Annotated in this window: 7 protein-coding genes; all 7 read right to left on the bottom strand. The window is 68.5% G+C overall.

Annotated elements, in window-relative coordinates; all coding sequences use genetic code 11:
* Positions 1 to 107: 107 nt before the first annotated feature.
* The 7 genes from QE373_RS00380 to sctJ all read right to left on the bottom strand — a co-directional run bounded on the left by QE373_RS00380 (position 108) and on the right by sctJ (position 14789).
* The gene (locus tag QE373_RS00380; RefSeq protein ID WP_309682234.1) at positions 108 to 6413 is read right to left on the bottom strand and encodes a hypothetical protein; all 6306 of its coding nucleotides are present in this window, start codon (positions 6411 to 6413) and stop codon (positions 108 to 110) included.
* A gap of 362 nt (positions 6414 to 6775) precedes the next feature.
* Positions 6776 to 10579: a translocation/assembly module TamB domain-containing protein gene (locus tag QE373_RS00375; RefSeq protein ID WP_309689473.1), complete on the bottom strand. Its 3804-nt coding sequence runs from the start codon at positions 10577 to 10579 to the stop codon at positions 6776 to 6778.
* A gap of 47 nt (positions 10580 to 10626) precedes the next feature.
* Positions 10627 to 12411, bottom strand: a complete 1785-nt coding sequence (locus QE373_RS00370) for an autotransporter assembly complex family protein (protein WP_309682231.1) — start codon at positions 12409 to 12411, stop codon at positions 10627 to 10629.
* A 79-nt stretch (positions 12412 to 12490) separates the two neighbouring features.
* Positions 12491 to 12775, bottom strand: a complete 285-nt coding sequence (locus tag QE373_RS00365; protein WP_309682228.1) for a hypothetical protein — start codon at positions 12773 to 12775, stop codon at positions 12491 to 12493.
* On the bottom strand, positions 12772 to 13470 hold the full coding sequence (locus QE373_RS00360) for a hypothetical protein (protein WP_309682221.1): 699 nt from the start codon (positions 13468 to 13470) through the stop codon (positions 12772 to 12774). Before QE373_RS00360 ends, QE373_RS00365 begins: the two co-directional genes overlap by 4 nt.
* Positions 13451 to 13996, bottom strand: a complete 546-nt coding sequence (locus QE373_RS00355; RefSeq protein ID WP_309689470.1) for a hypothetical protein — start codon at positions 13994 to 13996, stop codon at positions 13451 to 13453. The genes QE373_RS00360 and QE373_RS00355 overlap by 20 nt, the downstream gene beginning before the upstream one ends.
* A complete protein-coding gene (gene sctJ / locus QE373_RS00350; RefSeq protein WP_309682219.1) occupies positions 13989 to 14789 on the bottom strand; it encodes a type III secretion inner membrane ring lipoprotein SctJ in 801 nt (266 codons plus the stop codon). Before sctJ ends, QE373_RS00355 begins: the two co-directional genes overlap by 8 nt.

Genomic DNA, 14789 nt, shown 5'->3' with positions numbered 1-14789 from the left:
CATGGGATGGGCCGGATGCGGGAGGGGAGAAGCGTAAGGCCGTAGGCCGGTGCCGGAGCGTACCGCCGACGCCGATGAGCGATGCCTGTCATCGCGCAGGTTCAGGCTCATGGCAGCGGAAACAGGCGCGGCGGGTTCCGGTGCGGCCGGATCACCCCGCCATGGCCCGGCGGATCGCCATAGCCCATCTTGATGTCCACACCCGGCAATGTCTCCGCTGCCGCATGCATCAGCAACTGGCAGTTGTTCAGGCAGGGCACCCGGTCCGAGAACAGGGCAACCGTGCCGGTCACGCGATCCAGCATCTGCCTGTTCTGCCACACGCCGGGCAGCTCCGCCTCCACCGCATCGGCGACCTCGTTGAGGAACTGCGATTCGGTGCAGCGCCGCACCGATGAAAGATAGACCGGATCACCCACCTGCAGCGGCTTGCCGCCTACGTTGACGTGGGTGCGCAGCAGGCGTCGCAGTTCAGCCTCGCTGCGGATCCAGTGCAGTTCGATGTCCGGCGCGCCCCGGGGCGCGCTGTCCGGCAGCTGGACACGCGGTTCCACCACATAGCGTCCGAAGGGATGGTCGTTGGTCATGACCCGGTGCAGCAACTCCTGCGGAGCTTCGAAATCGGCCTCTCCCGGCGTGTCGACGCCTTCGTGGCCCGGTCGCCGGCGCGCGGGCACTATCACCTTCAGCACCTTCACTCCCTCCACGTTCGAAAACCCGTGCATGCCCCCCAACTGAGCGTTGGAGACGAATGCCTGCTTGTCCCAGGCAAGGGGTCGTCCGTCGATCTGCAGCGTGACCTCGGCCACCAGGATGTTGGCCGTGGGCAACGCCTCGCGGGCAGCGAATGCCTTCACGAAGTCGGAGAGTTCCTGCGGTGCGGCGGCGGCAGACTTCCAGTGTGCCTTGATGAAATTCCGCAGGCGCTCATCGTCACCGGCATGGCGGCCGGGCGGATGATTTCCCCGCCAGTAGCTGGCTACCGTGCGTGAGGTGTCCTTTGCCAACCAGTCACCCGCTGCGGCACGTGCCTGTGCGAGCGCTTGGTCCAGCGCGGTTGCGGCGTCCAGTCGCAGGCTCACGGCTGTGTCACGAAGCATCGACTGCCGCTCCAGGTCGTGCTGGTCCGGGCGGCGCGCGCTGGCCGGGCAGCTGCCCGCTGCGTTCGGGCAGGCGGGCTGGCCTGCGGCCTCGAGCAGGGCGCGGCGGTACGGTTCGATGCGTGCCGTCGGCGCGTCCGTTCCAAGCGAGCGCAGCCGCTCGGCTACCGCGCTTCCCAGTCCCTTGGCGTTGCGCAGATCCATCGCCGATTCAGTGCCGAGCACCGCACTCACCGCCTGCTGCCATTTCGCGTAGGGCTGCGCGTGACCGCTGACCTGCACGCCATCGGCATGCAGCACGAGCGTATGCGTTCGCGCCCCGTCGGTCAGCGCCATGTGCAACTGCGGGCTGCCATCGGCATGCAGGTCGCTCACCAGTTTCCACTTGGGCAACAGCGCGGCAAGCACGTCCTGCAACAGCGTCAGCGCATCGACCGACAGCACCCGCCCGTCCAGCAGCGCCTGCCGCAGCGTGCGCTCGCCCAGCCGTGCCGATGCGTCGGCGATGGCATCAACCAGCCGCTGCGGCCGTTCGTAGCGCAGGATGGCGTCGGTGAGGTCCGGCTGCCGCTGCAGCACGTCCTCGGCCAGCCCGCGATCAACGCCGAACTGCAGTTGCAGGGCAGCAACCTCCGGCCTCGCCACGTCGATATCGTCGGCCAACGTGCGCAGCGACACCTGTACATCGGCGCGATGGCCCTTCACCGTCTGCTGCAGGCGAGCGGTGACTGGGCCCACCAGGGCCGCTGCCGTGGTACCTGCAGGCAGCTTCAGCGCCGCCGCTACGACGTCCGGATTCAGCAGCACGATCACCTGCTCCAGCGTCGGCAATTCCGACTCGTACTGCAGCCGGAACAACGGCTCCTTACCCTGGCCGATCACGATGCGTCGCTGGCCGGTGACCGCCGAGCCGGTATACAGCTCGATGCGCCGACCCTGTCCCAACAGCGGGTCGCTGGTGAGTGCGCACAGCATGGCCATGCGCCCCGCCGCGCCGAAGTCGGGTCCGTCAAACGCGGCCTTGCCTGCCCCGATGCGCCCCAGCATGGTCTGCTGCGCGCTGTCACGCAGGTCGCGGCGCAGCGTGGCACGGACCTGCCCGCCAACCGGACCATGCACGCTCAGCGCGCGCTGGATGGCCGTGTCATCGAGCAGCCGCGTGGCCGATACCGCACGTTTCAGCACGTCCAGATCGGACGTGTCTGCGGGTACGGGTGCGCCGCCGCGCAATCCTCCGCGCGGCCGCTGCGTCACTTGCCACGCGTCATCCGCGCGGGCCAGCAGCAGATCACTGCGGACGCGGCCACCGGGCGCCACCAGATAACGGCCGCCGCCGAGTTCGGAGCGCACTTCGCTGCGGAACCAGTGTCCGTCGATGCGGACGAACTGCGCACCCTCCAGGTCATACACGCCATTGCCCTGGGTGCTGAGATGGCGAAGCCTGTGCTCATCGAGGTGCTCTGCCAGGTGCGCGTAGTCCGCGCGACGGCTGGGCTGTGCCGGTTCGATCCGCCACTGCAGGGTCGTTCGGTCGTAGCGCGCCACGCCCCCCGCCGGCTGCCCGCTGACGGGATCCAGCAGCACCGCCAGGCCCGACGCACGGATGTCGCCGGCCTCGGGGATGCGGTAATCGCCCTGCCTGGCCTGGATGTATCCCGGGCCGTTCACACCGGGCTGCTGGCGCAACGATCGCGGTACGCCGGCAGCCAGCAGCGGCCGTCTCGGCGCAACCGCCAGCGCCGTGCCCGTGCCGGCGTGGCTGAACACCCGCAGCAGCGCGTTTTCCGCCGCCAGCCGGCCGGCCGGCCCGGAGACGCCGCTGCGGGAAAGCAGGGGCGCCAAGGCCCGGGCCGCCATCGACAACACCTCAAGGCGCAACGGCAGCAGGTTCTCGGCGAACTCGTACACCCCGCTCAGCACGTCGAGGATGTCCTTGCCGAGTTGCTCCCGGTTTGAGACCACCAGATCGTCGGCTTGGCGCTGCAGCTGCTCGACCCAACGACGGTAGCAGGCGTCGAGGGCATCGCCCTGGTCCGGGGCTACCGACAGTTCCGACAAGGCGCCAGGGTGCTCCATGTCGTGGCGGTGGCGGGCGTCCGGCAGATGGGCTTCCAGCCAGTCGCGCATCGCGTCGCCGTCCAACAGGGCGTTGAACTCGGCGTCGTTGTCAGCGGAAAGGAACGGGGTCGGACGCAGGCCGGCCACGTAGGCCTCCACGTGGCCATCTTCGGTTCGTACGGCCAGGCTGCCAGGCAGCGCGGACGTCCTGTCGAACACGTACATGTCATCGATCAGGGCATGGGTGGTCAGCGTGAGCGGTCCGAACCGCACCTGCTGGACCCTGCCCCGGTAGTCCACTGCGCGGGATCCCGGGTGCGCCAGCATCTGCCGCAGCACGGATGGCGCTTGCAGGGTGTGATGGGCGAACGCCAGCTGTTCCTCCAGTGCGATCCGCGCCGGGAACGTGTGGCGGAACGCGCGCAACCGGAGTTCGCCGGGGCTGCCACGCCGGCTGCTGTCGAACTGCTGCTGCAGGTGCCGCCGGTAGGATCCATCCAGATCCAGTCCGCGGATCCATTCGCGCATCAGCGCAGGGGTCAGCGAGGGAAGCAGCTCTCCCTGCGCATCGAAGGCCTGCGCTCCGGCGCCGAACGGGACGTCGACGAATCCGATGTTGCGCGCGGCCAGCTCGGCGAGGCTGAGATCATGCTGGATCGGCGGCAGCTGCGTCGCCCCGGCCGAGTTGTGCGGCAAACCGACCGGCTCCGGGCGGAAGCGGACCTCGCCCCAGCGCACGCGGATATCGGCTGGCGTGGCGTCGATGCCGATGCCGTCCAGGCGTGCGCGCAGGCGTTCACCGATGTGCCGCTGCAGCTGATCGCCGGTGGCATAGTCCTGCGGTGACTGCAGGCGGGGCACCGTCGGTGCATCGACCAGGGCGTTCAGATAATCGATCCACGCCGTGGCCAGGCCGAGCGCGCGCGCGGCGTCCTGCACGGGAGCCTGCAGCAGGCCGTGGTCGCACAGTTGTGCCAGCGCCTGTTCCACTACGCCGGCCGCACCCAGGTAGGGGGCGACCAGCTCCGCCAGCGGCCGCACCGGTTGCGCCCGCCGCGCGCCCGCGCGTCGGATATCGATGCCGCCCTGCAGGACGCGCTCGAGGACCTCCTCGCCCGTCCCGTCCGCGTCCAGCGCGGTGAAGCCGAGCGTGACCTCGCCCCTGCCACCGGGTGCCGGCTGCAGGCGCTCCAGAGGGATCAATCCGTACAACGCCGCACGCAGCACGGGATGGGCGTCCATGTGGCGCACCAGGGTGTCCAGTCCGCCGGCGGCGTACTCCAGCAGGCCGATGCCCGGCAGCATCAGCACGATCGGCCCGCTGGCGCTGCGCGGGGAGGTATCGGTGGCCGAGCCGGTGATCGCCACCGCGCCGGGCACGGGCACGGCCACGCCGCTGCTGCCATCCACCTGCAGCAGCAGGCCGAAACGACCCACCGCCTGCGCTGCGGCGGGCGTGCCCTGGCGGTCCTGTTCCACCAGCTGCGTCACCAGATCGGCCGCAGCCGCGCTCAACGTCTTCCGGGCCCTCCCGGCTTCCGCTTGTTGCTGCAGCTGGTCGCCCCAGGCCCGCGTCAGCTCGGCACGCACCGTGCAGGGCTGCCCACCGCGCGTCACCGCCTGCAGGCCCAGGTAATCCGCTATCGCCGATTCCTGGCCCGCGCCCGCCACGTCCGGCATCAGGCCCAGCCACCGCCCGAGCCGGGTGCGGGGCGACGCCGGCGCCGACTCGGCGGCTGGCAGCGGCGAGAGAACCGTCGGAGGCTGCGGCCCGGCCGCAGCGTCAGCAACGGGAGCCCGGTCGACAGGGGCCAGCATCGGCATCGCGACAGCCGCCATGCCGTTGGAGGAACCGGCCTCGCCAGGGGCCGCCAGCGATGCGATGCCGGGCTCGGTGAGTGCGCCGGCGCGTGCGGTCAACGGCAGGTTGGACACAGCGGCAGCATGATCCGGTCTCACGCCACTTTCCGGATGCAGCGCCGCAGCGCGATTGAGTTCCATCGCCCGGCGCACGTCGCCTGCCCGCGCGCTGGCGATCAGCTCAGCGGGATTCAGCAGGTCGTCCAGCCGCGCACGTGCTGCAGCGATACCTTGTCGGCGCCCCGATCCCGGTGCGGCAGATCGGGCGTGATGCAGGCGCAGGTGGGCCTTGTCGATACGACGTTGCCGCGTGGTCCGTGGGTCATCCGGATCCTTGCCCAGCTGGTCGATCTGCTGCAGCACGCTGGCCTGGTAGGCCATGCGCGCCGTGTGCCCTGCAAGCTGGGCCAGCCCCGCCGAAGCAGGCCACATGGGCACCGCATCGTCAGCATTGAACACCCCGCGGGGACGCGCGAGGCCCACGGGTGCGCTGCCTGCATGCTTCCCAGCGCCCTGCGCCGAAAAGGTAATGAGAAGCCCTGCCAGCGCATCGGCGACGGCCGCCGGCCCGCCCGGGACGGGCGCGTCCATGGTCTGCCGCGAGGCCGCTCTCACCGCCGCCACGGCCGATTCGATGCAACCGTCGGCAGCGACCAGCGCATGCCCCGCCTGCGCGACGGTGGACAGCAGTGAGCGGTCATTCGGCCGTTCCGCCCAGACCGCGTACAAGGCATCGCGTTGCGCACGGTTCCACCGGGGCAGCAGGGTCTGCAACAGTTCATCAGCGCGGCTGCGCAGTGCCGTGGACTGCGCTTGGCCTGCCGGCGTGGCGAGCGCATCGCGTACGGCCACGCCGCCGGCAATACCGAGAAAGCCCGCGCTGCCGGCCAGCAAGGCTGGCACGGCGACCCCGGGCAGGAAGGTGGACGTTACCGCAGCAGCGCCAAGCGCGGCGATCGCCAGCGCGCTCTGTGCCACGCCGTTGCCCTGTACCGCACGCGGGACCAGGGCCGCGCGCAGGGCGTCCCATTGCGCGGCGTCGTCGAGCGGACGCAGGCAGATCGGGCCGTCCCGCTCACCCCGCGGCAATGCCAGGGCGCGCACCCACGTGGCAAGGGGCACCTCCTGCGCGCGCGCGCGGATATCGGCGGTCAACCGCTGGCGCTGCGCATCCTGCAGCGTGGGGAACAGCGCCACGAGCAGTTGATCAAGCACATAAGGCACCAGCACCCGCGATGCGTCACCGTAGGCCGCGGTCACCGCGTCGCCGAATGGTGTGTGCAGCCATTGCAGTGCCTCGCGCAGCTGGTGTTCGTCATGTCCAGGCTGCGCGCCATGCTGCAACCAGGCGCACAGATGCTGCCGCAAGGAGAGGCCGGAAGAGGTCAGCGGCATCGCCAACAATTCCGCCGCCAGGCGCGCGTTGTGCAACGACGTGCGACGGCTCGATTCCGGTGCCGGACCCGACTCTGCATCCCGCGACCGGTTGTTCACCCGCCGCGGCGTGAGGGGACCGCCCGCGCAACCAGGTAATGGGATCGGATCGAGTACCTCGACGCTGTGGCGGACGCTCGGCGAAGAGGAAGGGGCGGGAGGAGAAGCGACAGAGTTCATGGAACGATCCGAGGGGAAAGGCGTAAGGCCGCAGCCGGAGCGCGATTCTTGCCGTCGCCGCTTTTCTCGCCTTTCAATTCCCGCCCATCGAACACGCCGCCCTGTTTGAACCCGGCCGTCCGTTCACATTGAACGCAGCGCCGCTATTTTTCGCGGCGCCAGTTCAACGAACCGCGGTTCTCCACCGTGCTCGATTCCACTTCGATATCGAAGCCACGGCTGAGCAGATACTTCAGCGTCAGCACCGATCCGCTGCCCACCAGTGAAACGCCGTAGCCGACATACAATTTCGGCGAGATGAACTTGCCGACACCCAGTACCGACCCGCCCAGCGCGCGCGACTGGCTGACGCCGGCATCGTCCAGGCCCAGCTTCGCCCCCAACTGCGATGCCAGCAGCCCGCTGCCGGCCGACAACGCGGCGGACGCGGCGTTTACCTGCTGGGTCTGGTCGCTGGTGGCGCCGGTCAGGCTGCGGCCCAGCACCAGGTAACCGAGCGCTTCGGACTGCGACATCGACGGATCCGACCACACCTGGGCACGGGGCTGCATTGCGCGGCCGGTGACATCGATACCCGCGGTGACATCACCGATCCGGCGTTCGGCACGCAGGTTGATGCGCGGGTCGGACACCGGGTTGTAGTTCCAGGTCAGCTGGCCACGGGTGATGGTCAGGTCCTGGCCGTAGGCCTTGTAGCGACCACTCACTTCCAGCCCGCCATTGGCGGTCATTTCGCGGCCCGGCTTTGCCCACACCTGCATCTTGCCGGTCAGGGCGCCCTTCAGGCCGAAGCCGGCCATCTTGACGTTGTCACCAAGGCTCACGGTCAGGTCCATGTCCAGCGGCGAGCTGGCGGTTTCTTCCGGATCCACCGGGTCCAGCACCACCACGTCTTCGGACACCGACGTACCGCGGTCCAGCCGCTCCAGGTCGATGTCCGCCTCCGGCACCAGCACCTCGCCCTTCAGCTGCATCGTGGTGCCGGCCAGGGTGAAGTCCAGGTTCGGGTTGGCCACCACGCGCAGTTCGCTGGTGTTGGACAGCAGCACGTTCTCGCCATGGATATGCAGCTGCAGCGGCTGCGCATCACCGAACCAGGACAGCCCGCCGTCGACATACAGGGTGCCCTTGCCGGAGTTGGCCTGTGCGGTGATCTTCGCCGAGCCATCCGGCTGTGCGGTGAAGTTGCCCTTGCCCTGTTCGAAGGTCAGGCCCAGCGCAGGGAATTCGCCCTTGAAGTCGCTCAGCGTGGCCTCGCCCCCCAGCAGTGGCTGGCTGCGGGTTCCACGCAGGCTCACGTGCCCTTCGATCAGGCCGGTCGGGCGCACGATGTCCGGCGAGAACAGTTCCAGCCAGTACAACCGCGCCATGTTGAGATACAGCTCGCCGTTCAACGGGGCGCTGGCATCCCAGCCGGTCTGCACCTTGGCATTGACGAAGCCATTCCCCTTGAAGCCCATTCCAAGGAACGCCTCGATCCGTGCCGGGGTCATGTCCAGCTTGACCGAGAACTGGTCGTAGGACACCAGCTCACCGCGTGCGTTGTCGCCCAGGCGGATGCCGCCCTCGGGCGAACGCACTTCCACGTTGCCTTCCCAGGCGTTGCCACGCGGACGGATCTGCGCGTCCAGGGTGACCTCGCCGCGCAGGTAGATGCGTCGCCCGGACGTGGGCGGCAACCATGGCTGTACCAGGGTCAGCGGCAGCGCGTCACCGCGCACCACCAGCCCTTCGCGCGGCCAGTTGGCATGCACGCACAGCGCACCGCCGGTGGCCGGCGCCAGGCAGGTTTCGGTCAGGCTGTAATTGCTGCCGTTGACCGCGAAATCAGATGCCCCGCGCAACACCCAGGGATCGCCCTTCTGCGGCGCCAGGCGCAGGGATTCCAGTTTGCCGCGCCACTGCTGGCCCTGCTGGCGCACGCTTCCCTGCAGGTCCAGCGCACCCATCTCGTTGCGGCCCTGCGCGCTCAGCCGCAGGTTGCTGACGCTGCCCTGCGCATCCACGTTCAGGCTTTCCAGCAGCATCCCGGCGTTGACGTTGCGGCCCTGCAGGGCCAGCGTGCCGCTGTCGCCACTCCACGGCAGGCGACCCTTCAGGCTGATCGCTTCGGCGGCGTAATCGCCCCAGCGCAGGCTGCTGCCCACCAGGTCGGCCGTGATGTCCGGCGCATTGCGGCGCCCGGTGACCTGCACCGTGCCGCGCAGCCCGCCGTCGGCGCCGGGCAGCAGGTCGCTGAGCTGCAGGGGTTCGAAGCGTGCATCGATATCCAGGCGGTCGCCCACCTTGCCCGATGCGGTGACCCGGCTCGCGCCGATCGCCAGCTTCAGCTGGCCTTCGCCCTGGCTGCCCTGCAGCGCGAACTTGCCCTGTGCGTCCACCGCCCGCTTGCGCAGGGTGCCCTTCAGTGACGGCAGGTCCACGGTCGCTTCGATGACACCGGTGGTTCCCGGCGCGGCATTGGCCGGCACCGGCAGCTGGCGACCGGTGCTGGCGAAGTTGCCGGACAGTCGACCATCCCAGCCCGGCAGGAAGTAGCCGGGATCGAAGGCGTTGAGCGTTGCCTTCGCATCCCATTGCAGCTGCGGCGCCCACGCCACGTTGCCTTCCACGCCCAGCGTGCCGCCCGGCGTACGCGCCTGCAGCTGCTCGATGCGTGCGGCGCCCTCATTGCCACGCACATCGAACTGCAGCGCAGCCTTCTGGCCCTCGCGCTCGATGTCCGCCGTGCCGATCGCCGCCCAGGCCTGCAGGGTGCCGGCCAGGCCCATGCGGGCTTCCTTCAGGGTCACCGGCACGGCGACGCCGCCGGCGGTGTTGGGATCGGCCGCTGGCGTGTACGTCAGGTCATTGGCGACGATGGAGAAATTGAGTTTCTGCTGGTCCTGCTGGCGGAAGTCGGCGCTCCCCTTCAGCCGAACCTGGCCGCCGAAGGCCTTGACCACCAGCGGCGATACATTCAGTACCTGGTCTTCCAGCTGCACCTTGGACGGTGCCAGTTCGATCGTCTGTCCACCCAGCTGCGCGGTGCCCTGCAGGTCGGCATTGCCGCCCTTGCCGGCGGCACTGAAATCCACCGTCAGCGGTTCCACGGTGGACGCGGCCAGGGCCGGGTTCAGCAGGCGCACGTCCAGCGCGTCGGTACGCACGCTGGCCTTCCAGGTGGGATCGGTGCGCCCGTCGAACACCAGCAGCGCGCGCAGCGGGTTGGGTGCGCGCCCGGCCACCGCCACTTCCATATGGCCCAGGTCACCGCGGGCCACCAGGCCCAGGCTGGCCGGGGTGCGGCCGCGTGGCGCCGGCAGGAGGGCGGTGACACTGAGGTCGGTGTCGTAATCGTTGGCCGGGATGTAATGCCCGTTGATACGGAAATTGCCCATGTCGCTGTCGACAAGCAACTGGTTGGCCTTGAACTCGCCATTGGCGATTTCAAGGCCACCGCCGATGCGGGCGATGTCGATGGTCGGCTCACCGGCGGTGGTGACGCGCAGGCCATTGACCTGGATGAAGTCGGCCTGGATGGCCAACGGCATCTCGATCTGCGGCAACGAACCGGGCCAGGACGGCAGCTCGAACGGCTCCTCGCTCTTGGCCAGGTTCAGCGTGGCATTGTCCAGTTCCAGCCGGTCCAGCAGCAGCTTGCGGCCCAGCAGCGGGCGCAGGTCCGGCTCCAGGTGCGCGCGGTCGGCATGGAAGTGGATGTCGTTGTAGCGGAAATCGACGTTGTGCAGGGTCAGTGGCCCTGCCACCGGGCCTTCAGCCTTGTCCCAGGTGAAACTGGCGCCTGCCGGCAGGCGTGCGATCACCTGCGCCAGCAGCACGTCGCGGCCGGCCACCGTCTGCAGCAGCCAGTACACTGCCAGCAGCGCGACCAGCACCAGGCCGAGCACGCCCACGCCGGACCACGCCCAGAAACGGCGGCGGCGGTAGAAGCGCCGACGCGGCATCGGGGCCTGCGCGTTGGGTGCATTGGGCGGGGTCGGGGTCGGCGTGCTCACAGGTCGGCTCCGATGTTCAGGTAGATCTGGAACTGTGAATCCGGATCGTTCAGGCCATGGGCGATGTCCACCCGCACCGGGCCGACAGGTGACTTCCAACGCACGCCGAAACCGACACCGGTATGCAGATCGATGGTGTTGTCAAAGGCGCTGCCGGTGTCGACGAACACCGCCGCACCCCACGGTCCGTCGTTGAAATAGTGTTCGTATTCCGCCGAGCCGACCACCAGGTGCTTGGCACCCAGGGCGAACTTGTCCGGTTCGGGCGTGCGCGGGCCCACTTCACGCCAGGCATAGCCGCGGATGCTGCGGTCACCACCGGCGAAGTAGCGCAGGCTGGGCGGCATCGCCACCAGGTCGCTGGTCCAGGTGGTGCCGCCTTCACCGCGCAGGATCAGGCGGTTGGTTTCGCCCAGCGGCACGTACCAGCGCAGCACCATGTTGGCCTGCACGAAGCTGGTATCCGACCCGGCCCCTTCCACGCCGCCGCGCATCGTTGCACTGCCGCTGATGCCACTGCGCGGGAACAGGCGGTCATCCACGTTGACGTAGTCGGCCGCGATCTGGGGATAGACCAGGGTGGAATACTGATAGACCGCATCGGTGAATTCGGTACCGGACGCGTAGCCCCAGCGCTCACGCAGCGCGTTCATCGACGCGGTGGCGGTCCAGAATTCGTTGATCTGGCCACTGCGGCTGGCGATCAGCTTCAGGTTGCGCAGATCGATGTAATCGGTCTGCTCATCGTAGGCACTGGCAGCAAACGTATACCAGCCGTCGAGCCAGCGGAATGCGGGGATGCGGTAGCTGGTCGTCAGGCTTTTCCGTTTCTCGGCATAGTCCAGCTGCGTGTTCATCTTGTGGCCGCGGCTGTTGAGCCAGCGCCGCTCCAGCCCGCCGCGCACACCGGCGCCGCTTTCGCTGCCGTAGCTGAGGCCGGTGGTGTAGATGCTGCGCTTGGCCCGCGTCAGGTTGACGTCCACCGGCACATTGCCGTTTTCGTCGGCGTCTTCCGGCTTCGGCTGGATGTCGATGGTGCTGAAGTAGTCCAGCTTGGTCAGCGATTCGCGCAGCCGGTCCAGCTTGCCCTCGTGGAAATAGCTGCCCTCTTCCCAGTACACCAGCGGGTCGAACAGCTTGTCGACGAAATAGTTCTGCTTGAAGGTGATCGGGCCCATGTTGTAGCGGCGGCCGCTGTCCCACGCCAGGTCGATGTCTGCCGCGTTTTCCGCGCGCGTGACCTGCACCTGGTGCTGGGTGTAATCGGCATCGAAATAGCCGCGCTCGGCCAGCCGCCGGGTGACCGTGATCTTGCTGGCTTCATAACGCGTGTGCTCGAAAGGCTGGCCTTTGCGCGGGGTGAACGCGTCAAGGTCGTCCTGCAGGTAGCGGTCGTACATCGCCGGGCCGGTGATCTCGATGTGCTCCTTGCGGACGCGCACCGGCTCGCCTTTCACGACATTGATGACCACGCGCAGGGTATCGCCGTTACGGGGCGCATCGACGGTGATGGTCGGGTTGTAGAAGCCGAAAGGCTCCAGCGCCTCGCGGGTCTGGCGCTCGGCCTGCGACAGCAGATACTCCAGCCGCGATTCGCCCTGCACTTTTCCGATCGTGTCATAAAGTGACAGCGAGACCTCGATGTTCTCGATGATCTCGGCGTCGTCACCTTTATCCAGGCCGTGGATGTCCACCTTTTCAATCGTGCCGCGCGCATGGGCCAGCGGGCTGGCCAGCAGGGCAAGGCAGATCAGCGGAAGGGCGATTTTCGGTAGCTGCATTGCTACAGCATAGCGGGGGGCGATGACATCGGGAATGAAGGAAGCTCGATATCGCCCGATGCCTCCTGGTCTGGTCAGATCAGATCTCGATGCTCAGCACGGGGATCCCGGTTGCTTCCTCGTCTTCGGTCATCATGGTTTCGGTGAACATCTGTCGTGCCCACTCGCTGATCGCGGTCTCCATGTCCGGAACCGGTTGCGGCAGCGGCGTCAGCTCACCGTCCCCCGCTCCGGTGTCGTCAGCGTCGCCGCTGACGGCGGCGTCCCCGCCCTGGGCCAGTACGCGGTCGGCCAGCGACCGCGGGCGCCCCGCGTCCTGCCATGGCGTCGAAGCGGGGGAGACTGCAGCAGTGATGGGGTTCATGGCGATTCCTTGAAGTGAGTGAAACGGCGTGTCTGGTTGGCGGCGTCCAGCGCCAGCAGCACATCGGCGCTGTAGCGGCTGGCGAGGGTGTTCAGGCGGTCCTGCACGCCGGGCAGCGCCTGGCCCAGGGCAAGCTCCACGTCTTCCAGAAGGCTGCCCTGCAGGTCCAGCTCCCAGGCCAGCGCCCCCAGCTCCAGCAGCGGCAGCTGACGGTCGGCCGGGCGGACATCCAGCGCACGCAGGCGCGGGTCGTCGCACAGTGCCTGCAACAGCGCTTCGTGCTGCCGCGGAACATGCAATACGGCCGGAGTGGCGGCCTCGGCCTGCGCCAACCGATGGGTGAACGCAGCGCAGATCGGCTCAATGACGACATCGGGTGCAGCGTTCATCGCCTGCAGGGTGGCGTGGACCTGGTTACGGACGGCCGCAGCGAGCGTCAGCTGTGCCTGCTGCAGTCCCTCGATCACGTGCTGCAGGGCGCCCAGTGCGTGCAGCACACCGTCCCGGTAGCCTTCGAAGGCAGCGGCTGCACGCAGTTCGCGCGCTTCCAGCCGGGCCTGTTCCTGCTCGCGCGTGACCCGCCGACGGGAAAACGCCTGGACGCGGGCAAGATCGATGCCCTGCTGGACGCTGGCGGCCTGGATGACATGGTCGACAGCGCGTTCCAGCAGGTTTTCAGGATAGGTCTTCAGCATGGTTCCAGGCACTCAGAAAGCAGGTCATGTCGAACGGGTGGACGCCGGCGAGGACTTCTTCCGGCAGCGCCGGCAGGCCTTTGAACCACAGGGCGATCCGCGCGTGCAGCCAGTCCGGGAGCTGGCCGCGCAGCCCCCCCTGCAGCTGCTGCCCGCCCCAGGCCAGCAGCATCGCCGGCGGCGGCGGCTGCGACCAACGGACACAGGCCTCGGGAAACCCGAGCCGCAGGAAGGCGTGCAGGGCAGGCGGCTGGGTTGCCAGCCAGCGTGCGCCCAGCACGTGTCGCCGATGACCGGCGCAGGCCAGCAGCCAGGCCGCCGTCGGGATACGCCCCCAGCCGCGTACCAAGCGCTCTACCAGCGGGGCCGGCGTACCGTCGTCGGCGGGCGCGGACGGCAGGCGATGGGCGTGGCACAGCCAGCGGTTCAACGCACTGCGCTGTGATGCCGACAACGCCGCAGGTGCGGCCTGCCACGGCCGGTAGTAGGCGACCGGATCATGCAGGATGCGCAGGCGCTCATGCATGGGGGGCACCGGACGCCTCCTGGCCACGGCGTCGGAGGCGATCGACCACGCCACGGGCACGCGGGTCGCCACGCTTCCACAGCCATCCGCCTGCGGCAGCCACCAGCAGCAGCGCGATCAACGGCACCAGCAACCACGCCCATGTCGGACGTTGCGGTTCGGCCGGCGTCACTGCCAGGCTGCGCGGTTCGGCCGCCGGCGTCAGCACCACCGATACGTTGTCGTAGGCCACATCGACGAAGGCATTGCGCAGGAAGCGCTTGGCCGTGGCCAGCAGCACCGCCTGGTCCATGTCCGCCGAATGCGCCAGCACCGCAGCGACATGCATCGCCGGCGGCCGGCGCTGTTGCAGGCTGCCCTCGACCGGGCCGGCGTCGTAGCTCACGTGCACGCGCGCCCTCTTCACCCCCACCAGCGTGGTCAGCGATTCCTCCAGGCGTTGTTCAATGGCCGACAGCAGCCGTGCGCGCTCGGCCAGCGGCGTGCTGACCATCGCATCGGCAGGAAACAACGCGGCGATCTGGGTGCGCGGCGCGGAAGGCAGGCCCTTCAGCTGGACGAGGTCGATCGCCTCGGCCAGGTCATCCGCACCCACCCGCACCACGAAGCCGGCCTTCCCCTGCAGGCGCTTTTCGGCGGGGATGTTGTGGTGGAGCAGCGCCGCCACCACTTCATTGGCCTGGCGCTCGTCCAGTGCCTGCAGCAGTTCGGAGCGCGCGCAGCCGACCAGCAGCAGGCACAGTAGCAGGCACAGCAGCGGTGGCGCTACGCGACGCGTCGGGAAAGCGGTCAT

Source organism: Stenotrophomonas sp. SORGH_AS_0321 (genome assembly GCF_031453215.1).
Lineage (GTDB): Bacteria > Pseudomonadota > Gammaproteobacteria > Xanthomonadales > Xanthomonadaceae > Stenotrophomonas > Stenotrophomonas chelatiphaga.
The sequence above is the reverse complement of the archived record's forward strand: the minus strand, read 5'-3'. Positions and strand labels throughout refer to the sequence as shown.